Below are 21,162 nucleotides of genomic sequence, written 5' to 3' on the forward strand. Positions count from 1 at the left end.
CTACGAGTAATCGGTGAGCACTGTTTCGTCTTTAACACTCAAGCGTTCGTTGGCCAAGTCGCTATTCTTCGCTTTTCCGAGGAGAAAACTAGTAGTGCAGGAAGAGTAAAGACCATTGCACTTCGCGTTTCGCAGGTGCAGGCTGACAAAGCACGCCACAATTGATGAAACTGCTTGCAGCTTGCGTCCGTCCCTGGTCGATTGGGCTCTTGAATAAGGATACACAGAATGGAGCTTGGCTTCGCCGGCAAAGTCGCGCTTGTAACCGGCGCAGGGTCTGGGATAGGTGCCGCGGTTGCCCGCCAGCTTGGCGCAGAAAGGGCGAAAGTCGTCGTAGCGGATATCAATCCCGATGCGGCGCAAGCGGTCGCCAACGAGATCTGTTCCTCTGGCGGGACGGCCTTCCCCGTGGAGGTCGATGTCGCCAAAGCCGGCGACGTGGCGAAGCTGGTCGAAACCGTTGTCCAGACACACGGGGGGCTGCATCTGGCGGTCAACAATGCCGGAATCGACGGCATTCGAAGGGCGACGGCTGATTACCCGGTAGACGAGTGGGAAAGGTTGATCAGCGTCAATCTCAACGGCGTGTTCTATTGCATGAAGTACGAGATCGCCGCCATGGCGGCGCAGGGTGGTGGATCCATCGTCAACATGTCGTCGATTCTGGGCTCCGTCGGCCTGCCGACCGCATCGGCATACACCGCAGCCAAGCACGGGGTTGTCGGCCTGACGAAGGTCGCCGCGATCGAGTATGCAAAAAGGGGCGTACGAATCAATGCGGTCGGGCCTGGCATGATCGAAACGCCACTGCTATCCGAGCAGTCCGAGTTGACAAGCAACCGACGCTTGGAGGCGCTTCAGCCCATGGGCCGACGCGGCACGCCGGACGAAGTTGCAGCTCTTGTGTGTTTTCTCCTGTCCGAACGAGCGAGCTTCATCTCCGGTAGCTACCATCTGGTGGATGGCGCCTACACCGCGCATTAGACCAGGCGCCTCGGCAACCCATCCCGCTTATACGCTGATCGGCGTTCCAACTGGTCGAACGACGATGGCCGCTAAAGCGCGTCGCGATCTCTCGGATTCGCTTGCTGCGCTCTAAGCTCTTGTTTTTGCGCATGTCTTCATCGCAAAACCGCTGTGCACTTTTGCGCGACATGCTCTAGCGCGGTGCAAGAGCCGCGCAAAGCGCTGCCGCAAGCATCAGACCGCCGGCGGCAACAGGGAGAGCAAAAAAGCTCGCCGCAGAATAGAGGTTGCCAAAGGCAAGTGTGCCGGCGAACAGGGCAAGATAGGTGACGCCACTGTTTAGTCCCATGATGGCGCCGCGCCGGGTGGGGCTGAGCGCCGTCAGCCGCATGATGAGCACATTGAGTCCGAGGTGGTTGGCAAGTCCCCAGAAGAAGACGACCGCCAGCATGGCTTTGTAGGAACCGCTGGCTGCTGCCATCGCAACGTAGACTGCGGCGACAACGAGAAAAATGAGCGGCAGTAATTTTCCGGCACCGAGGCGATCGATCAGACGGTCGAGGAAGGCGGCACTTCCAAAACCGACTCCATAGAAGGCCGCGATGAAGCCGTTGGCGCTGAGGGGCAGTTCCAAGGCGGCATGGAGATGATCGCCGATATAGGCATAGACGCCATAGAAGGCGGCCATGAAAGCGGCGCAGGCGGAAAGAAGCGGCACGGCCCCACGAACGCCGAGCGCCGTCAACGGCGACGAAGCCGCCGCTTGAGGCGCATCCCGGACGACAGCCATCCGCACCGCAGCACATACGATAAGGGCGGCCGCGGCGACGACAAGGAAGGTCACGCGCCAGCCGGCGAAATCGGCAATAGCCGCCGACAACGGCACACCTGCGACCATGCTCAGCGTCCAGCCCGTCAACACCAGGCCGATGGTCTCGCTCTCGCGTCCCGCCGGCGCGACAATGGCTGCCAGCGTGTAGATAGCCGGCAGCGCGATGCCGGCGGCAATCCCCACCAGCAGCTGGGCTGTCACAAGGAAGGGGAGCGCCGGTGCGGCCGCGCTGGCGCCAAGCCCGATCACAAGCAGAAGCAATGCGAGCACAAGCATTCGGCTCGGGCCGTAGCGATCAATGAAACGTCCAAGGAAGATGGCGCTCGCCGCCGTACCGAGACCGAAAACCGCCGATGCCGTCATGACGGCCGGAGCGCCCACGTCAAGACTGCGTGCAACTTCTGGCGCAATCGGCCCCAGCGCCAGCGAGTTCGACCCGATGACGCCGATGCAGGTCGTTAACACGAAGGCAAACGGAGGGATGCGGGAGCGCTCGACAGGTTTAGTGGAAATATGTTGATCTGTATTCGTCATATAGCGATAATTGCAGAATGTCATTCTGCCACAAGAGGGAACATCAGAATGGACCAAAATACAGAAGAGGTTCGGCGCAAGCGTCATCCCGAACGTGATCTGGATGCGATGGACCGAAAGCTATTAGGCGCCTTGGTCGAGGACGCGACCATGAGCTACGCCGAACTCGGGGACCGTGTCGGACTATCGCCACCGGCCGCGCACGAGCGGGTCAAGCGCCTGAGGCGCTCTGGCGCAATTCGTCGCGTGGCGGCGCTCATCGATCCCGAGGCCGTCGGCAAGACGCTGCTTGCCTTCGTTCATGTCGACACCACCGGCTGGGGCAAGACGCCAGCATTGCTTGCTATTGAAGAACATCCCGAAGTGGAGGAGGTGCATTCGGTGGCGGGGGACACCTGCATGCTCCTCAAGGTGCGCACGGAGAGCACGCATGCGCTGGAAGGACTGCTGGCGCGCCTGTATGACACGCCTGGCGTCAAGGCGACCCGGAGCTATGTCGTGCTTTCGACCTATCTGGAACGGCCGGTGCAGCCGGGCGTGACGAGCGAATGGCCGGCGCTTGCCAAGAACGTCGAATTCGGCACCGCTGCGTTCAACGACCATCGCGGACGCGGCAGATGAGGCTATTCGACCTTGGCGCCCGCAAACGGTGCGCTTTGGACATTAGATATCCGCAGCGTACCGGCTCGCCAACAAAGGCGGCGGCCGACGATCGCATTGCAGTTAAGAGCCAGTCGCGTAGCAAGGTTTCTGCAAGGCGACCGGGCCGCACTGGCGTTTTCGGTGCTCGGTGAAAGCCACAAAGCTGCCGTTCAATGGTCAGCAAATTGCCCTGACGCTGCCCCACCTGGCCCTTTCGAGGGTTTCATTGTCCAGACCACGCCCCGCATTCATCCGGTTTGGGGGCGAATGAGCAAGGCGCTGTATTGCTGCCTGGCACGTTATAGAGGAATGGACATGATCAATCGTTACGCACTCATTGCATCGCTGACCGCCACACTCGTCAGTTTCACGGCCTTCAGTCCGGCGTCCGCCTTGGAAATGGCCCAGGCACAAGAGACGCAGCCAACCCAGGGCCAGGCCGGCAAGGGCACGGATGCCGCCATCAGCGATCAGAAGATCCAGGCATTTGCAGTCGCTTACCTTCAGGTCGACAAGGTCCGGCAGGCGTATTCCGCGAAGATAGAAGCAACAACGGACGCAGCGGCAAAGGAGAAGCTGCAGACTGAAGCCAGCAAGCAGATGGTGGAGGCTGTGGAATCCTCGTCCGCTATTTCGGTGGAGGAATACTCTTCTATCCTGACAGCCGCCCAAAACGACCCGGCTCTGGCCAAGAAGGTTCAGGAAAAAATTCAAACCACGCCCCCAGCCCAACAGTAAGCTGAGCGCGCCGGGCGTAAGATCGCGTGAGATTGCCGCTGCTGCGAACCGTCGAAATTCGGTCTTGCTGCCTATGGGCAAAAGATGTCAGTGCCCGCCGGTCGGCGGGGACTGCCGTCCGTCGATCCGGCAAGCGGCGATTGGCAAGGAACAGGTCGCCATGGCTCCAAGGCCACGGCAGCTCGATGCGATTGACCGTACGGAGAGCCCGGTCTCAATCCTGTTGTCTCAATCCAGTTCCTGCACGCCATCACCCGAGACGGTAACAATCTGACCACTGATCCGGCTGGTGAACACAAGAACGAGGCGGCGTTTGCCATGTCCTGGGGTTCGCCCGGTCGGCGGATGGGCGTGTGCGCCGGCATCCTTTCCTCGATGTCATCATTCAGCATGGATCCAAGTGCATCCGTCCGCGTGGCGCCCGGTGCGATGCCGTTGACGCGGATGTTTTTGGAGCCGAGGTCGAAGGCGATATTGCGGATCAGGTGATTTGCGGCTGCCTTCGACGATCCGTAGGACGCCATGCGCTTGTTCTTGTCGTTACCCGCCATCGATGCGATAGCGAGTATGGCGCCACCACCGGCCTTTTCCATCTCCGGCGTTGCGATCTGCGCGAGCCGGAATAGCGAAACCACATTGAATGCATCAGGAAGTGGCCGCCCGCTGCGAAGGTGTCTTGTGCTGTCACCAGCTTTTTCCGCAATGCTAAGCTGGACCGTCTACAGCCTCACGTCCTTGTATAGGACCTGCCCAACCGGATTGTGTCTTACGAAGACTCAAGTCTCCCGCTCTGTGGTTGCAGGTCAGCCTTGCCCGTGAAACTGGGAGATGGTCGCAGAAGTTCCAGCAGACGAAGCGTGGCGGGGCTGAGATAACCGCCACGACGCGTGACCGTGTAAATTGGGTTTGCGACGATCAGGTCTGCAACCCCGACCGTGGCGAGTGAACCTGCGCGCCTTTCCTCATCGATCGCGCTTTCCGGCAGTAACGCAATGCCGAGGCCGGCCTCGACCAGGCGTTTCATCGCATTGAGGCTGTCTATGGCCGACCAGCGGATTTCGCCGACGCCGCGCGCCTGAAACTGGGCAAAGATGTTGTCGGCGAACGTTTCGCGCTGATCGTAAGAATTGCGGAAAGCGAACCAGGTCTCATGGCGCAGCTCAGTCAGAGATTTGATTTCCTTGCCCGCCAGGGGATGGTCGGCGTGACAGATGACGGCCATGGGTTCCGAGGCGACATGCTCGCAGATGAGATCCGGTGCGATGTCGAGGAGATAGCGCAGACCAATCGCCGCTTCACCCCGCCGAACCAGCTCGCTGACTTCGGCGCTGGTTGCGGTGCTGATCGCAAGTTCGATCCCGGGATGCTCGGCCGTGAAGTGTTTGAGAACCACGGTCAGGTTCGTGCCGGCGAGTGTGCCAACAGCGACGATCGCGACACGCCCCACGACGTTCGTTTGCATGGCTTTGATTGCACTCGAGGCATCGCCGAGCGCAGCAAGTACGCGCTCTGCATGTGGGAGCAGGGTGCGGCCCGCTTCGCTCAACACAATGCCACCGGCGGCACGCTCGAAAACCGGCACGCCCAGTTCCTCTTCGAGCAGGGCAATGCGCCGGCTGATGGCGGGCTGGGAGCGGCCGAGAATGTCAGCGGCGCGCGAGAACCCGTTGGCCTGGTGGATGGTCACGAATGTGAGCAGTGCTTCGCTGTCCATGGCCATGCATAAAGCTGATCGGTATCAGAAATACTATAACTTGGACAAATGCAAAGGCAAGGGACATTAAGGGACAAGGCGGCTCATTGGCCCGAACGCAGGAGTATTGCCATGAACACAATCATACTTTCCCCCGACGAACCCGCGCATGTTCGTGCTGCGCCATCTCATCGCGACCCTTCCGCCTATTATAGCCGTCTGGCACAAGAGCAGCCTTTCTTTCATGACGAGGCAAATGGCTGGTGGGTGGCTGCGAGCGCGGCTGCAGTCAAGGAGGTTCTGACCAGTAAGATCTGTCTCACGCGCCCCTTGAGCGAACCGATCCCCGAGGCCTTGCTGGGTGGTGCGGCCGGCCAGATATTCGGGCGCTTGGTGCGTCTGCGCGATGACGACGTCGGCGACACGTTGAGGGGGGCGGTCGCAAGCGTCTTGCGTGGCGTCGATCTCGGGCAGCTCGCTGTCGTTGCGCACCGGCGTGCCATGGAACTCGACAGTGACGCACAAGAGATGTTCAGCGTGGATAGAACGATGACGTTCATGTTTGCGTTGCCGGTGCAGGTTGTCGCGCAACTGCTTGGCATCCCCAAGGCCAGCTTCGGCGATGTCATGGCGTGGCTCGGCGATTATGGCGCCGCCGCTGCGGCCGCGGCAACCGGGATCCCCGCATTGACTGCAGAACTGCTCGCACGGGGCCACCACGGCGCCCAGGCGCTGTTCGAGCTAGTCATGAAGATCAGGCGCGACAGTCAACAGTGCGGTCCGTTGCTTCACGCCCTGGCAAACGAGGCAAGGCGGGTCGGGTGCGATGATGAAACTGATGTCGTCGTCAACGCCATCGGCTACCTGGTTCAGGGCTATGTGGCGATGGCGTCTCTGATCGGATCGACGCTCCTGGCGCTGGCGCGCCAACCGGCGCTGCGCACGCAGGTCGTCGCGGATCCGACATTGCTGCGACCGCTCATTCAGGAGGTTTTGCGGTGTGATCCCGTCACCAACAGCACTTTTCGCTTCATGGCGCGTGACGGGAAGATCGCAGGCCATAGGGTGCGGCAGGGCGAGATGATCATCGTATTGCTGGCGGCGGCCAACCGGGACCCGGCGTTAAATCCGGATCCGGATCGTTTCGATATCACACGGGCGGACAGAAAGTTTCTTGAGTTCGGTGCCGGCGTGCATGCCTGTCCCGCAGAGAAATTCGCACCGCTGATCGTCGAGGTCGCTGTCGCTCATCTGCTCCGTCGCGGCTTGCCGTTCGAGCAACTCGAATCCTCGCTCACATACGCTGCTTCGGGGCACGTTCGCACACCCTTGTTCAAACGCTGAGTACGGAGTGGCGGTACCAATGAGGACCGCTACTCCTGGGATGCTGTGGATGTCAGCTTAAGCCGTGAGATCGCGGCGCGGCCCGACCGTCGAACTGATGCCGACCGGAGCGAAGCGCAATTCGATATCGGGGAGGCGTGACGTGTTTGCCGGCAGTTCGGGGCGTGTCTCGCCTGGTGCTGCCGGGTCCAGCAGATCATTCCTCACAAGGCACATTTCGATAACCAATGGATCGCCCTGATCGTCCGTGCCGCTAAAATTGTTCGGGTGAAGGAAAACGATCGAGAAATTCGACATTCCCTCCACAAACCTGCGGATTCGATCTTTGTGTATGTCGATATCGTGGAGTTCGATGACGACGCTGGTAAAGCGGTCCGAATATTTCACGATATCGTCCAGTATCCGGTACTCAGATCCCTCAATATCGATCTTGAGGAAAATATTGTCTTCGGAGAATTCCTTGAGCAGCCCCTTGACGCTAACTTCCCCCGGTTGATCATAGCCGATTCTGATGGGCTGGTGCTCGACGCCTGGCCGGCTGAAGAACCATCGATAATCCAGATATCGCGCCAGTCTGCCCCAGCGAAGCCGCAGAACCTGCTCGACATAATACCGCAGCCAGAACTTCCAAGTGACGGAATGGTCGAAGCAGACGATGCCAACGCCTGCGAGCTGCCGAAATTCCTTCTCGAACTGCCAATCGTCGTTCAGTCCCATGCTGATCAAGCGCTTTGAGGCAAGCACGGCGCGCTTCGGAACGACATAACCGCCGTCGCGTGCGGATCCCAGCCGGATCAGGCCACCGGATTCAATCGGCTTCCATGGTGCAGGCAGCATGACAGCTCTCCCTTTTCAACCCAGGAGTGCTAACATCACCGGCTTTCGATCGCGTTAATTCCAGGCGTTTGACGGCCATGTATGGCCGCACCCTTGCTGCGGAATGAACCTGCCGGGTGTCGTGATCAGCGCTAATCGTCGGGCGCAAGATGCCGTGACCGATCCCGACGGTCACGTTTTCAAAGGTAACGGTCAATGTGCTACGCAAAGCCGGTTTCTGACGGGTGAACCGGTAACTTCAGCAGCTATCTTCTGGGCCGCATCGCGCATCCGGACGGATGACACCACCCCATCCAGGTAGATGACACCGTGCTCGTGCGTTACCGAAATGTCGACGTCCGTCAACACGTCAGAGTAGGCGATGGTAGTCCTGACCGCCACGACCCCAGCAATGTCAATGGGTTGCAAAGAGAATTGTGAAGCGAACGTTAGGCCGAACATGGGCGCCCGTTCCAAACTTTGATCAAATATCTGTTCATCTCCCGTTCATGTTCGCGACTAACCGACCACATGTCGACCCCTCAAGTGAACACAATCCGGTCACGATATTTTTATCGAGGTCGCACGTCTCAGTCAGGCGAGGCACAAGCAGTGCATTGCGCGGGACTTGCGCCTGGTCGGCGGCAATGGGCATTTTTTCGGGTGCTTTTCGTTAACACTTTGACAACGATTGCGACCGCGAATGGCGCATCTTGTGTGCGGTCGAAACGCACTGCCTGATCCGTCCATGCCAAAGGAAACAAGATGAAATCCAGAGTTATTGCTGCTTGCGCTATCGTCCTTACCACCTACGCTTCAGCGCAGGCGCAACCCGTAAAGCTCAACTCCTTCGGCGCCTGGGGCGTGTATTCCTACAAAAATGACGGGCGCGACACCTGCTACATTCTCTCGATCCCAACGACGATGAAACCTGATCACGTCGACCACGGCGACAACTTCTTCCTTGTCGCGCCGTCGCCGCGGCCGGCCACCGGATATGTGCCACAAGCCATCATGGGCTATGATCTCGAGGCCGGTTCCACCCTGACTGCCACGGTGGGCGACAAGGCTTTCACGCTGGCACCGCAGGGCAGGGCCGCATGGACGCGACGCGAGGCCCGTGATGCCGAGCTCGTAGCCGCCATGAAGGCGGGCGCCACAATGACGCTGAATGCGCGCTCACGCCGCGGCACGGAAACGACCTATTCGTTTTCACTGAAAGGCATGACGGCAGCCCTCAAAGGTGCTGCCCGCTGCACACGATGAGTCCAGCGCCAGATGGCCTCGCTGATCATCTGGCTTTATGTCACGCCCGGTTTGCCGCTCGAGGGTTGTGGAAGAGTCCGGCAACTGGCGAATGCTTCGCGACGCGGACGGCGCTATCGGCTGGATGTCGGCAGCGCTGCTCTCCGGTCAACGGATGGCCACCGTCGGAAACTGGCTGGATTCGAACGCAGCACTGAGAAGCGCGCCTGCAGCGACAGCCACGGAGCGCGCCAGCTTGCAAGGCGGCGTGCTCCTCAGGCTTGATCGTTGTGATGGAACCTGGTGCGAAGTGACGGTCAGGCGACACGGTCTCATTGGATATGTCAGGCAGGTGGACCTATGGGGCGTCTACTGCAATGAGGTCGCCGGCTAGCCGTCAGCGGTCCCTTGTCGATGTCGCACATCGCTCCGGAAAACCCTTTCAACCGGCGTCAAACCGAGCACGCGCATGCGCGCTTTTGCAGGGTGTTCGGGCGTCCACGGGACCTCGTTGAGTTGCTCAGGCGGACCATGATCGTCAAAAAAAATAGAATTTTCAATGGACATCCGGAACTCTGCGTCGTAATAAAGGCAATCCTTTGCGCCTCGGCCATCATTCGCCATTGTAGAAACGACAGTTTCTCCGCGCTCATCAATGCAGCATGTATTATTATAATAATGCTCACCTGACGATTGCCGAGGATTAACTTCGCCATATTCCGCGCGATGGAATTGGTGCCTAAAGAAATCATTTCCTTGAGCGGTATTTGCTTGAGGAATGCTGAAGATCACAAACAAGGAGAGTGCGTCAGCTATTGAGCAGGCGGCAATTTTTTATGGCTTTTACGACGGAACACGAGAACGGCACGTCCGAGAGTTCGACCAAGATAAGATTGAAGGACGTCTACAAGATTTTCGGGGAATACCCGGAAGATGCTCTGGAGCTCATTCGCTCCGCCAAGAGCAAGGCAGACATTCACCGAGCAACCGGTTGCTCCATTGGCGTCAACGACGCCAGCTTCGATATCAAGGCAGGCGAGATCTTCGTGATCATGGGCCTGTCCGGTTCCGGCAAATCCACGCTTCTGCGCCTGCTCAACCGGCTCATCGAGCCGACATCCGGTTCCATCGAGATCGACGGCCAAGACATCACGAAGATGTCGCGCAAGGCGCTGATCGAGCTCCGTCGCCGAGACATCAGCATGGTGTTCCAGTCCTTCGCGCTTCTCCCAAACCGCAATGTTCTAAACAACGCCGCCTTCGGGCTGGAAGTGGCAGGCGTCGGCGAAGCCGAGCGCAAGGCGAAGGCCATGGTGGCGCTGAAAGCCGTCGGGCTTGACGGTTATAGCGAAAGCCGCACTGACGAACTCTCCGGCGGCATGAAGCAGCGCGTCGGCCTTGCCCGGGCATTGGCAAGCGAACCGTCGATCCTGCTTATGGACGAAGCGTTTTCGGCGCTTGATCCGCTCATCCGCACGGAAATGCAGGACGAACTGGTTCGGCTGCAGTCCGAACACAGCCGAACGATCGTCTTCGTCAGCCATGATCTCGACGAGGCGATGCGCATCGGTGACCGTATCTGCATCATGCAGAACGGAAACGTCGTCCAGGTCGGCACACCTGACGAAATCGTCGGCAATCCCGCCAACGACTATGTTCGGTCGTTCTTCCGCAATGTCGACGTCTCGCAGGTTTTCAAGGCCGGCGACGTCGCGCGAAAGACCCAGATCACCATCATAGAGCGTCAGGGTGTTTCCGCCGCTGCCGCGCTGGAGCAGATGAAGAGCCGCGACAGGGAGTTCGCGATCATCGTCGGCCGCGACATGAAATACCATGGCATGGTCAGCCAGGCGTCATTGATGGAGAAGATCCGCTCCAAGGCGGAAGATCCATATCGGAAGGCTTTCCTTGCCGACGCAGCGCCGATCCTTGCCAGCGAACAGCTCTCGAGTGTCCTTGGGCAAGTGGCTGCAAGCGCATGGCCGGTTCCTGTTGTCGACGACCAAGACCGTTACATCGGCGCCATCAGCAAGTCGACGCTGCTTGAGACGCTCGACCGCGCCAACTGAACCTCACCAGCCAATCGGATAAAATTATGAGCTTCGACATCGGAGACGGCATCGATTCGGCCGTCAATTACATCCTCGACAATTTTTCGCCCGCGCTCGACTTCATCGCTGCGTCGATCGGGTTCGTGACGAACGGATTGCAGAACGGTCTGCTCAGCATTCCCGCGCCGGTTGGTATAGCGATCTTCGCTCTTCTCGCCCTGTGGCGCGTCTCATTCGGCTTTGCGGTCTTTGCCGGATTGTCGCTTTCGCTGGTCGGGCAAATGGGACTGTGGGCAGCGATGATGGAGACGTTGTCTCTTGTCATTGCTTCGACTGTCATCGCGATGATCATCGGCTTGCCGCTCGGCGTCGCCATGGCGCGACGGGATTCCGTCGCCGCGGTCATCCGCCCGGGGCTCGATCTGATGCAGACGATGCCGGCCTTCGTCTACCTCATCCCGGCGGCGATGTTCTTTGGGCTCGGCGCGGTTCCTGGCACCATTGCGACCGTCATCTTTTCCATGCCCCCGGTCGTGCGTCTGACCAATCTCGGCATCCGGCAGGTGCATGTGGAGTTCGTCGAGGCAGGCAATGCCTTTGGCTGCACGCCGACCCAGCTTCTCCTCAAGGTCCAGCTACCCAACGCAATGCCGTCGATCATGGCGGGCATCAACCAGACGATCATGCTGTCGCTGTCGATGGTGGTCATCGCCTCGATGATCGGCGCGGGCGGCCTCGGTAACACGGTGCTGACGGGCATCCAGCGGCTCGATGTCGGCACCGGCTTCGAAGGCGGCCTGGCCGTGGTCATCCTCGCCGTCATTCTCGATCGCCTTACCCAGAGCCTTGGAAAGAAAGGCGCTTCCTGGCGCCTGCCGTTTGTGAAGTTCGCACAGCGCGAGCCCGAGGCCAAGACGGCCTGAGCGCAGCGTCTTCATCGGCGGGCGTTCCGCCCGCTGTCATTCGAAATGCATAGGAAGGATTGGATATGTTCAAGACAATCGCAACCATCGGCCTTGCGGCCATGTTTATTGGCGGGCCGGCAGGCGTAAGCTTCGCGCAGGAGACAAAGCCTGTGAAAATCGGCTGGGCAGCATGGTCGGATGCGGAATTCGTCACCAAGCTCGCGGCGAAAATCATCAAGGATGAACTCGGCCACGAGGTCGAGCTTGTCCAGACAGACGTCGCTCCGCTCTATCAAGGGGTCAGCCGTGGCGATCTCGATGCGATGATGATGGCATGGCTGCCGCAAACCCATGCCGATTACTACGGCAAGGTGAAGGACAAGGTCGAGACCCTCGGCACTGTCTATGAGGGCGCCAACCTCGGCTGGGTCGTCCCGGCCTACATTCCCGAAAGCGAACTCAACTCGATCGAGGATCTGCAGAAGCCCGAGATCAAGGAAAAGCTTACTTCGACGGTTCAGGGTATCGATCCGGGCGCCGGGCTGACGCGTCTCTCGGAAAAGGCGCTCAAGGATTATGGCCTCGACGGCTACAAGCTTCAGATCTCCAGCGAAGCCGGGATGCTGACGGCGTTGGATCGCGCAATCAGAACTGAAAAGTGGTTCGTCGCTACGTCCTGGAGCCCGCATTGGATGTTCGGCAAATACGAGCTTCGCTACATCGCCGATCCGAAGGGCTCGCTCGGTGAGGCCGAGCATGTCGACGTGCTGGCGCGCCAGGGGTTCAAGCAGGACAATCCTGATGTCGCCGCCTTCCTCTCCCGCATGAAACTGCCGATCGGCGATCTGGAGGCTGCGATGTTCCAGGCGCAGGAGACTTCCTATGAAGCTGCAGTCGAGAAATACATCGCTGATCACCCCGATCAGGTGAAGGCCTGGACCGGAAGGTAAGCCGGTCCACCCACGGGAGAAAGAGCCCGGCGTCAGCCAAATGCCGCCGGGCGACCGCTCACATCAGAATGGAAAGGGATACCGATGAACTTCAACAATTATGAAAACACGTTCTGCACCCAGGATGACACAATCGGCGGACGTATGTCGCTTGCGCGCGATGCGCTTGACGTTTCGGCACAAAAGGCCGCCAGGATCGTCGGCGTCGAGACGAGCACGTGGTTCAACTGGGAAAACGATCGAGATGCCCCACGTGCCAATCGCCTGGCGATGATCGCCGGCGTCTTGAGCGTAAGCCTCTCGTGGCTGTTGACGGGACGGGGGCAGGGGCCGCGCTGAAAACAAAATTTAGCGCGCTCACTGGCGCTGCACGGAGGAAATGCGGATCGTCGACATTTACCGCCGCTGCCAAGTTGCTGAAATCAGCAACAGATTATAGCTTCGCGACACAGTGAGCCGACATGGAGAGTAACGATGGAGCGGATTGGAATTGCGGGAGACGTGGAGCTTTCGCGGATTGTCTACGGCATGTGGCGGCTGGCAGACGATCAGGACACGTCGATCGCTCACATCCGCTCAAAGATTGAAGCGTGTCTCGATCAGGGCGTGACCACGATGGATCACGCCGACATCTACGGCGGCTATATGGTCGAAGAACTCTTCGGCAAAGCGTTGCGTGGCAGCGGACTTCGTCAGCGCATCGAGATCGTCACCAAATGCGGCATCGTCTACCCTGCCGGCAGGCACGGCGCCGCGAAGGTCAAGCATTACGACACAAGCGCCCGCCATATCACTGCCTCGGTCGACGAATCGCTCCGACTGATGGCCACGGACTACATCGATCTTCTTCTCATTCACCGGCCTGACCCGTTCATGAATCACGTCGAAACGGGTGCTGCGCTCGACGCACTGGTCAAGGATGGAAAGGTACGATCGGTCGGCGTCTCGAATTTTCGCCCATGGGATCAAAGCCTTTTACAGTCGGCGATGAGTACAAGGCTCGCGACCAACCAGATTGAACTCAGTCTGTTGGCAACGGCGCCCTTCACCAACGGGGATATTGCTCACCTCCAGCAAATGTCGACCCCGGCGATGGCCTGGTCCCCGCTTGCAGGGGGCCGGTTGATGACGGAGAGTGACGGTGTGCTCGCCGAGAAGCTCGACCGTCTCGGTGCCGAGGCTGGCGTCGACCGGGCCGCCGTCGCGATTGCTTGGCTGCTTGCCCACCCAGCCCGAATTCTGCCTGTGCTTGGCACAAACAGCATCGATCGGATCCGCCGTTTTTCAGAGGCGCTTGCGGTTCGCATCGACAGGCAAACCTGGTTCGACCTCTACGCTGCGGCGACCGGAAATGACGTCCCATAGTCGCTCTGCACGCGACCGCAGTGTTGAAGGGTCGCAGTGATCACGGATCGATATCGAGCGCGGGATATCTGCGGAAAATGCCGCTTTCGTTGAACGCCAATCGACGCGGCGACGCCAGATAGGAAGCAATAGCGGGACTGTCCTTCACCCGGTCGTGAAGCCGTGCGAGACCCGGATATCGGATGTCGTGGTGCTTCATTGCCTTGGGGAAGGCATAGACCAGCCCTTCGATCATCTGGAACATCGACAGGTCAACATAGGTAAGGCTGTCGCCGACAAGATGGCCGCCTTGTACCGGGTTTTGCTTCAACACGCGCTCGAAATAACCAAGGAATTTCGGCAGGCGGTTCATGACGAACTCCGACGCTCGCGCCTTTGCTTCTTCTTTCTGGTCTTCATAGTACTTGGAAGTCGCGATCGGGTGGTGCGTGTCGTGCACTTCGGCGACGAAATCAGTGATCGTCAATTGAAGTCCGTTGGCGAACCAGCGCGCGTCTTCGTCTCGCGGCGCAAGATCAAGCCGAGGGCCGAGATAGAGCAGGATGTTGGCAACATGGGAGACGAGCTGCCCGCCGTCATTGAGAAAAGGAGGCGCGAAGGGAATATGCGCCTCCGACGAACTATCGATGAACTGCATCATCTCATCCGTCCCGCGGTCAGGCTCCCGCGTGACATCGACATAGTCGGCCCCGGCGTGCTCAAGTGCCAGCCGCACGAATTCTCCACGGCCCTGAATGCCATCCCAGTAGTAGAGTTCAAATGCCATGACATCCTCGCGGCGATTTGGGCCGACAACGTGCAGATCCGCTGTCAGGCCGACGTTGCGGCTGCCGCATCGGCCAACCCAAAACAATGGGCTCGCTGATGCGGCTGTGCGGGAACATTGAGCAGAAGTCTTCGCTTGTCCACCATATTGCAGTCTGGGCAAACCTATTGTCTGGCAGTCTCGATGATCTCGCGGGCCATCGTTTCGGCCACGGCGTCGGTGGTTCGGCCCTCGTCCTCGGCGCGTTCGAAGATGCGGGTCAATGTGAAAGGGATCCGGTCGACGCGAACCATCACATCGTCGACGCTGTAGCGACCGCTGCCTATTTCGGCCGCGACATTGATAACACCGCCGGCGTTGATGACATAGTCGGGCGCATAGAGGATGCCTCTTTCCCTGAGGCGCTCACCGTCCGCAGCGGTCGCGAGCTGATTGTTTGCCGCTCCCGCAACGATCTTGGCTCGGAGCAACGGGATCGTCACGGCGGACAGAACGCCGCCCAACGCACAGGGCGCGAATATATCGACATCCGCTGCAATGATCGCCTGACCCTCGACGACTGTCGCGCCAAGCTCTTGAGCGGCGCGTTCGGTGCGGGCTTGGTCGAGATCGGAAACCGTCAGCATGGCGCCTTCGGTGTGGAGCCTCTGGCAGAGCGCCCAACCGACAGACCCCAATCCCTGTACGGCAACGCGAATGCCTTTCAGGTTATCGCTACCGGTGCGATGGCGCAGTGCGGCCTTGAGGCCGAGGAACGTGCCCAATGCGGTAAAGGGCGATGGGTTGCCACTGCCGCCCTTGGTGGTGCCGCTGACGTTCGGCGTGCGCTCGGCAAGGAAGTCCGCGTCCGCAAGCGTCATACCGACATCTTCGGCCGTGATGTATTGGCCAACCAGCGCATTCAGCATCTCGGCATAGGCCGCGAGCATCGCCGGCGTTTTCTCTGTCTTCGGGTCGGCGATGATCACCGCCTTGCCGCCGCCCAGCGCCAGGCCGGCGATGGCGGACTTGAAGCTCATGCCGCGCGAAAGGCGCAGTGCATCGGTGACGCCGGCCTCGAAGCTGACATGCGGCCAGATGCGGGTTCCGCCCAAAGCCGGACCAAGGACCGTCGTGTGAACAGCCACGATTGCCTCAAGGCCGAGCTCGGTGTCGCGGCCCAGCCAAACCTGCTCGTGGGCGTCGAAGCCAAGCATACCTGATGCCTCGCTTGTGATGTCGGTAATATCAAGCGTGGTTGCGGAAGCGATTTCCTGCCGCGGATTCAGCCCATTTCGCATTGCCATTCCTCCCTGTGACCTGCCACAGTGAAGGTTAAACATTCTCAGCGATCTTTGGTTTCGAAGTCAGCACGCCACACGATGGCGCGTTGCGTGCGAGGAAATTTCCGCGCAACAAACGCAAAGCGCATTCGTTTGCAGGAGGGGATGGTTTCAACGAGTGCGCGCCTGTCAGCCGTACCGCCTCAATGCCTGTTGAACCGCCGCGCCATGGATCAACGCCGATGTGGCGGGACCACCTGACCCCGGAGCCGGACGGCCGTATTTTGGCTCGTGGTTCCCCGCCAGGCGCGCGCGCTCTCCCGGCGGGACCAGACAACGGCGTGGCGAGATTTCAGGCGCTCTTGCGCGTCACGAAGCGCGTTTCCAGATAGGCATCTATCGCTTCGGATCCGCCTTCGGTGCCATAGCCGGAATCCTTGATCCCCCCGAACGGGACTTCGGGCAGGGCAAGGCCGAGATGGTTGATCGAGACCATGCCGCTTTCGATTTCGGCAGCAATGCGATCCGACTGTTTCTGCGAGCCGGTGAAGGCATAGGCGGCCAGCCCGAAGGGTAGGCGGTTGGCCTCTTCGATCGCATCGTCCAGTTCCGAATACCGGTTGATGATCGCAACTGGGCCGAAGGGTTCGTCGTTCATGATGGCGGCCGAGCACGGCACGTCTGCAAGCACCGTCGGCTCGAAGAAGTAACCGCGATTGCCGATGCGGTGGCCGCCGGTCGTCAAGCGCCCGCCCTGTTCGACGGCATCGACGATCAGCTTCTCGATTACGGGAATACGGCGCTCGTTGGCAAGCGGCCCCATGTCCGTCTTACTATCAAGGCCATTGCCGACCTTGATCGCCTGCGAGGCGGCGGTGAAGCCGTCGATGAACCGATCGGCCACCCGTTCCTGCACGAGGAAACGCGTCGGCGACACGCAGACCTGACCGGCATTGCGGTATTTGCTGCCAGCCATTACCGCGACCGCCTCGTCGACGTCGGCATCCTCGGTGACGATCACCGGGGCATGGCCGCCAAGCTCCATCGTCGCCCGCTTCATGTGCAGGCCGGCAAGCGAAGCCAGCGACTTGCCAACCGGAGTCGAGCCTGTGAAGGACATCTTGCGGATCACCGGATGTGAAATCAGATACTGCGAGATCTGTGCGGGCACGCCATAGACGAGGTTGACCACGCCATCCGGCACTCCTGCATCCACAAAGCAACGGATCAGTTCGGCCGGCGATGCCGGCGTTTCCTCGGGCGCCTTGACGATGATCGAGCATCCGGTCGTAAGAGCCGCCGAGAGTTTGCGTACCACCTGGTTGATCGGAAAATTCCAGGGCGTAAATGCGGCTACCGGACCAACCGGGACCTTCACCGTCATCTGGGTCACATCGGGCGCACGCGGCGGAATGATCTGGCCATAGGCGCGCCGGCCCTCTTCGGCGAACCAGTCGATGATGTCGGCAGCACTCAATATCTCACCCTTGGACTGGCCAAGCGGCTTGCCCTGTTCGCGGGTCATCAGCCAGGCGATGTCGTCGGCGCGCTGCCTCAACAGCGCTGCGGCGGCGCGCATGAGTTTTCCCCGGTCGAAGGAGGACGTCCGGCGCCAGATCTCAAAGCCTTTCTGGGCCGCTTCAAGTGCCTCGTCGAGATCGGCAACCTCGGCCCAGGCGACAGTTCCGATCGCCTCTTCGGTTGCAGGGTCGACAACCGGAATGCTCTTGCCTGATCGCGCCGGCCGCCATTTGCCGTCGATGTGAAGAAGGATATCCGGGTAGCTGGGCATGAAAGAACCTTTTCTGAGGGGGCTGGCTTGCGCGACTGTCTGTGGCGCGCGAAGAAGTCTAGGAAACGCGGGCAGACTGCCTGCAAGTGATGCTGAAGATCAAGGGGGCAGGGGCCTGATCATGGCCACATAGAACACGGCATCGCTCGCGCAATAGCGACGCGTTGCCTTTGACCTTCCGACAACTGATGCGGAAACCGGCAGGCGAATTGTGGACCGGGGCCGACTTCGGGCGTCAGCTTTCAGGTCGATACCAGCACGGGAGCCGCTTTGGTGCCCGGCTTCAGCATGCCGGTCAGCAGCAAGCTCACAGCCAGGAAGGGAACAAGCATCCCCAAACCGAAACGCATGTCGCTGTGCTCGGCAACAAGTCCGATCATTGGCGGTCCAATCAGAAAGCCGAGGAGTGCCACGAAAGACAGTATCGCCACACTTGCGGGTGCCGGCCGGTCTTTTTGGTCGGCTGCCGCTGTGACAGCAAGCGGAAAACCGACCGATACACCGAAGCCCATGGCGGCAAAGCCGATCAGCGCCAACCAGGCAGCCGGGCTTATCGCCACCAAGAGCAGCCCCGCAACACTGGCGAGCCCGCATGTGCGAGCCACAGCGACAGGCCCGTAGATGGTCTTGAGCCGGTCACCGCCGAACCGTCCCGCAGCGACCATGAAGGCGAAGATCGAATAGCCAAAACCGGCGCTGGCGCTGGCGAGCCCGAACACGTCTCGCAGGTAGACTGCCGACCAGTCAGCAACCGCGCCCTCGGTCATGGTGATGCCGAAGACAAAGAAGCAAATACCGAGCAAAGCTCGACTTGGTGGGCGGCGCCTGGTTTTGACAGTGTCCGTCTGCGTTGGCTCTACAACATGTAGGTCCGGCAACGCCTTGGCTGCCAGAAGGCTGATTGGCAACATAACCGCCGCTGCAATCAGCACGGCCCATTCAGGCGGCACGCCCGCTGCAGCAAAGCCGATGCCGACCAGACTGCCCGCCATGATCCCGAGGCTCCAGAAGCCGTGACATGTGCTCATGATCAACTTGGCAGAGCGCTTCTCGATGGCATCCGCCTCGACGTTGAGGCCCAGCTCCAATGTCGCCAACGCAACGCCCACGACTGCGAGTGTTGCGAAAAGCAACTCGATGCTTGGCGCCCATGTCGGTAGCCACACCAGCCCGAGAAACACCACGAAGCCGTAGAGGATGGTGGCGCGGCCGCCGATCCGGGCGACGAAGCGGCCAGCGAAGGGCAGGGTTAGCAGGATTCCTGCCGGCATGCCGAGCAGGGCCAACGCCAGTTCGGCCGGCCCGAGACCGAGCTTTTGTTGAATGTCTGGGATGCGTGGCAACCAGGCGCCAAAAGCGATCGGCTGGAGGAAAAAGATCAGCATGATGAGCCGCTGACTGGTCATGCGCATTGCTCCTCGGCGAATTGTGCTGTCGACTTATCCGTAGGCCACCTTCGTCAGCGATGGCTTCGCGTATCCCGGTCTAGTATTGAAAATCATTTTCACAATTTGTGTGACAAGGTCGCGAGACTGTCAACCGACCGACGCCAGGATTGACCGAAATTCCGCGTAACCGACGCGCTTTTTTTGATCGAAATATTAGTAAATACGCAGCTGTGCGGCGAATCTTCAGGAGAATATCAAGGAAACGCCCAATTCTGAAGAAGCTCGTCTGACGGCAGCATACGTGCGACGCTTCACCGCCCAAGACACGCCAGTGAAAAAAATGAACACAGAGTGCGGAGTTCCGGGCGCCTTCCCAATTGTAGGATCATCCGATCTTCCTTTCGGGGGCGCACAATGCGCAATTGTGCTTGTGAAGGAAAGCCCGCAGTCGGTGCGGATCGGCCCAGGATTCGCATAAGCCATCGCTGGCGCGAGGTTATCAGCGTCCGAAGCCCTGGTACTTCTCCCTCGCAGCGCCCCACCCAAACCGTAAAAATCAACGTTGAAACCACAACCGTCGCCGCTAACATCAGACCGGTGATCCCGATGCCGGCCAGTTGGTTGAAGGTTAGCTGCAGGCCAAGCATGGCAACCGCGAGACGAAGCAGTTTTTTCCCCGCGACGCAGATGCCAGCATCGGCAGACGCCGAGAAGCCGACGATATTGGCAAAAACCATCCCCAAAAAAATCGCGGTGACCATTGGGCTGAGAGATAAGACACATCCCGCGATGTTTCCGTCGACTCGTATGCCGTCCTGATCATGGACCTTATGATTGGAGAAGGCCTCTACTGCCTCCGAAAGCTTCCGTCATGTCCGCAGCCGCCCGCAGCAGTGGCTCGATCATCTTTCGTATGAAGGGTTCATCCACGCGCGAACGCGGTCCAGCTAGTGTCACTGCGCCCAGCAACGCGTCGCCCGCACCGAAGACAGGTGCGGAAATGCCGACGGTCTCCGGATCGCGTTCTCCGAACGAGATGTGATAGCCATTCTTGCGGATCGTTTCATATGGCTCTCCCGGCTGGCCGGAAAATGCCACAAGCACTCGTCCACCGGAGCCGGCGGAGAGTGGGAGCACATCGCCTTCACGCACGGTGTAGCGGATCGCATGCTTCGCCTCGATGCGGTAGAGCTGCCAGCGCAGCGATCCATGAACGGGTTGGAAAAGAGACTTCGATCAAAGCATTCTCGTGGCGGCGGGAGTGATCCAGCGACATATCGCCGGATCGGAAAGCATCCCGGAGTTCAAACAGAACCGAGACCTCCCATAGGATGGCGATACCATTCCGAATCCGGCCGAATATCACCGGCTTTGAAAACGCTCGCGTTGCTTCAAATCATTGGCATGTCGCACTTGAAAATAGAATGTACCCGGCTACACGAGATGTGGCGGCCAGGTTGAACTGTCCGCGGTTGTGCAAAGTTGGAATGTCACTTTGGATACGTCTTCAGCCATTTAGNCGAACGGAATCTGCGCTCGCGATCGGAATATCTGTCAACGAGTTCCGAAGCATTGAGCACTTCGAATTAGAATGTACCCGGCTACACGAGATGTGGCGGCCAGGTTGAACTGTCCGCGGTTGTGCAAAGTTGGAATGTCACTTTGGATACGTCTTCAGCCATTTAGACATGCGACACTCGACATCTCCACTGGCGCTGAGGCAAGCCCCCGACCGGACCGGCTGGACCGGGTTGCAAGGGAAGGGAGGGGGCGGATGAGACGCTCCCCTTCGGCTTTAGCTTGGACAGTTGAAGCAGCCGGTCATTCCGCCGCATCGAGGTCAGAGAGCGCCTGTCGCCGCCGGGCAATGACC

At 59.6% G+C, this 21,162-nt stretch carries 22 protein-coding genes and 1 pseudogene; 11 read left to right on the forward strand and 12 right to left on the reverse strand.

From position 1 onward, the window contains the following. Positions 1–363, reverse strand: a complete 363-nt coding sequence (locus tag ASD02_RS39890; RefSeq protein WP_244494256.1) for a hypothetical protein — start codon at positions 361–363, stop codon at positions 1–3. Here ASD02_RS39890 and ASD02_RS21175 point away from each other — a divergent pair. After that, entirely contained in the window at positions 283–984 is a 702-nt protein-coding gene (locus tag ASD02_RS21175; protein ID WP_244494255.1) for an SDR family oxidoreductase, read from the forward strand. The two genes, ASD02_RS39890 and ASD02_RS21175, sit on opposite strands and share 81 nt — an antisense overlap. Before the next feature lie 175 nt (positions 985–1,159). Here ASD02_RS21175 and ASD02_RS21180 read toward each other — a convergent pair whose 3' ends face one another. Continuing rightward, entirely contained in the window at positions 1,160–2,332 is a 1,173-nt protein-coding gene (locus ASD02_RS21180; RefSeq protein ID WP_057214869.1) for an MFS transporter, read from the reverse strand. A gap of 48 nt (positions 2,333–2,380) precedes the next feature. Between ASD02_RS21180 and ASD02_RS21185 the strand changes: the two genes are divergently transcribed. Further along, a complete protein-coding gene (locus ASD02_RS21185) occupies positions 2,381–2,953 on the forward strand; it encodes an Lrp/AsnC family transcriptional regulator (RefSeq protein WP_057214751.1) in 573 nt (190 codons plus the stop codon). 336 nt (positions 2,954–3,289) lie between these two features. Continuing rightward, on the forward strand, positions 3,290–3,712 hold the full coding sequence (locus ASD02_RS21190; protein ID WP_025428764.1) for a DUF4168 domain-containing protein: 423 nt from the start codon (positions 3,290–3,292) through the stop codon (positions 3,710–3,712). A 228-nt stretch (positions 3,713–3,940) separates the two neighbouring features. Here ASD02_RS21190 and ASD02_RS37265 read toward each other — a convergent pair. Both ASD02_RS37265 and ASD02_RS21200 read right to left on the reverse strand, forming a co-directional pair. After that, positions 3,941–4,356, reverse strand: a pseudogene (locus ASD02_RS37265) (SDR family oxidoreductase); the annotation flags it as partial. Positions 4,357–4,478: 122 nt separating this feature from the next. Further along, positions 4,479–5,432 (reverse strand): LysR family transcriptional regulator, encoded by a 954-nt coding sequence (locus ASD02_RS21200; protein WP_057214759.1) that lies wholly within the window; start codon positions 5,430–5,432, stop codon positions 4,479–4,481. Between the two features lie 105 nt (positions 5,433–5,537). Between ASD02_RS21200 and ASD02_RS21205 the strand changes: the two genes are divergently transcribed. Further along, entirely contained in the window at positions 5,538–6,749 is a 1,212-nt protein-coding gene (locus ASD02_RS21205) for a cytochrome P450 (protein ID WP_057214763.1), read from the forward strand. A gap of 57 nt (positions 6,750–6,806) precedes the next feature. Here ASD02_RS21205 and ASD02_RS21210 read toward each other — a convergent pair whose 3' ends face one another. Continuing rightward, positions 6,807–7,466 (reverse strand): FkbM family methyltransferase, encoded by a 660-nt coding sequence (locus ASD02_RS21210; protein WP_162255918.1) that lies wholly within the window; start codon positions 7,464–7,466, stop codon positions 6,807–6,809. Positions 7,467–8,330: 864 nt separating this feature from the next. Here ASD02_RS21210 and ASD02_RS21220 point away from each other — a divergent pair. Further along, the gene (locus tag ASD02_RS21220) at positions 8,331–8,831 is read left to right on the forward strand and encodes an invasion associated locus B family protein (RefSeq protein ID WP_057214771.1); all 501 of its coding nucleotides are present in this window, start codon (positions 8,331–8,333) and stop codon (positions 8,829–8,831) included. A 37-nt stretch (positions 8,832–8,868) separates the two neighbouring features. Next, entirely contained in the window at positions 8,869–9,204 is a 336-nt protein-coding gene (locus ASD02_RS21225) for an SH3 domain-containing protein (RefSeq protein WP_082555586.1), read from the forward strand. Here ASD02_RS21225 and ASD02_RS38400 read toward each other — a convergent pair. Continuing rightward, on the reverse strand, positions 9,201–9,608 hold the full coding sequence (locus ASD02_RS38400; RefSeq protein WP_156408441.1) for a hypothetical protein: 408 nt from the start codon (positions 9,606–9,608) through the stop codon (positions 9,201–9,203). The genes ASD02_RS21225 and ASD02_RS38400 overlap by 4 nt on opposite strands. 38 nt (positions 9,609–9,646) lie before the next feature. Between ASD02_RS38400 and proV the strand changes: the two genes are divergently transcribed. The 5 genes from proV to ASD02_RS21255 all read left to right on the forward strand — a co-directional run bounded on the left by proV (position 9,647) and on the right by ASD02_RS21255 (position 14,081). Beyond that, positions 9,647–10,879 (forward strand): glycine betaine/L-proline ABC transporter ATP-binding protein ProV, encoded by a 1,233-nt coding sequence (gene proV / locus ASD02_RS21235; protein WP_057214777.1) that lies wholly within the window; start codon positions 9,647–9,649, stop codon positions 10,877–10,879. Between the two features lie 26 nt (positions 10,880–10,905). After that, positions 10,906–11,784, forward strand: a complete 879-nt coding sequence (locus ASD02_RS21240; protein WP_057207997.1) for a proline/glycine betaine ABC transporter permease — start codon at positions 10,906–10,908, stop codon at positions 11,782–11,784. A gap of 65 nt (positions 11,785–11,849) precedes the next feature. Then, positions 11,850–12,716 (forward strand): glycine betaine ABC transporter substrate-binding protein, encoded by an 867-nt coding sequence (locus ASD02_RS21245; RefSeq protein WP_057221283.1) that lies wholly within the window; start codon positions 11,850–11,852, stop codon positions 12,714–12,716. A gap of 84 nt (positions 12,717–12,800) precedes the next feature. After that, positions 12,801–13,055, forward strand: coding sequence for a helix-turn-helix domain-containing protein (locus ASD02_RS21250; protein WP_057207993.1), 255 nt, complete (start codon positions 12,801–12,803; stop codon positions 13,053–13,055). A 135-nt stretch (positions 13,056–13,190) separates the two neighbouring features. After that, positions 13,191–14,081: an aldo/keto reductase gene (locus tag ASD02_RS21255; RefSeq protein WP_057214786.1), complete on the forward strand. Its 891-nt coding sequence runs from the start codon at positions 13,191–13,193 to the stop codon at positions 14,079–14,081. 40 nt (positions 14,082–14,121) lie between these two features. Here ASD02_RS21255 and ASD02_RS21260 read toward each other — a convergent pair whose 3' ends face one another. From ASD02_RS21260 to ASD02_RS21285, 6 genes are all read right to left on the reverse strand, one after another. After that, complete coding sequence (locus ASD02_RS21260; RefSeq protein ID WP_057221289.1) at positions 14,122–14,847, reverse strand: glutathione S-transferase; 726 nt, start codon at positions 14,845–14,847, stop codon at positions 14,122–14,124. 164 nt (positions 14,848–15,011) lie between these two features. Continuing rightward, positions 15,012–16,127 carry a Glu/Leu/Phe/Val dehydrogenase dimerization domain-containing protein gene (locus ASD02_RS21265; RefSeq protein ID WP_082555584.1) on the reverse strand — a complete coding sequence of 372 codons (1,116 nt, stop codon included), beginning with the start codon at positions 16,125–16,127 and terminating at the stop codon, positions 15,012–15,014. A 334-nt stretch (positions 16,128–16,461) separates the two neighbouring features. Next, complete coding sequence (locus tag ASD02_RS21270) at positions 16,462–17,901, reverse strand: NAD-dependent succinate-semialdehyde dehydrogenase (RefSeq protein ID WP_057221284.1); 1,440 nt, start codon at positions 17,899–17,901, stop codon at positions 16,462–16,464. A 242-nt stretch (positions 17,902–18,143) separates the two neighbouring features. Further along, a complete protein-coding gene (locus ASD02_RS21275; RefSeq protein WP_057221291.1) occupies positions 18,144–19,307 on the reverse strand; it encodes an MFS transporter in 1,164 nt (387 codons plus the stop codon). 293 nt (positions 19,308–19,600) lie between these two features. Continuing rightward, positions 19,601–20,098, reverse strand: coding sequence for a putative sulfate exporter family transporter (locus ASD02_RS21280; RefSeq protein WP_347376835.1), 498 nt, complete (start codon positions 20,096–20,098; stop codon positions 19,601–19,603). A 19-nt stretch (positions 20,099–20,117) separates the two neighbouring features. Continuing rightward, the gene (locus ASD02_RS21285; protein WP_347376834.1) at positions 20,118–20,441 is read right to left on the reverse strand and encodes an IclR family transcriptional regulator C-terminal domain-containing protein; all 324 of its coding nucleotides are present in this window, start codon (positions 20,439–20,441) and stop codon (positions 20,118–20,120) included. Positions 20,442–21,162 lie beyond the last annotated feature (721 nt).

This window comes from Ensifer sp. Root1252 (genome assembly GCF_001425885.1).
Classification (GTDB): domain Bacteria; phylum Pseudomonadota; class Alphaproteobacteria; order Rhizobiales; family Rhizobiaceae; genus Ensifer; species Ensifer canadensis.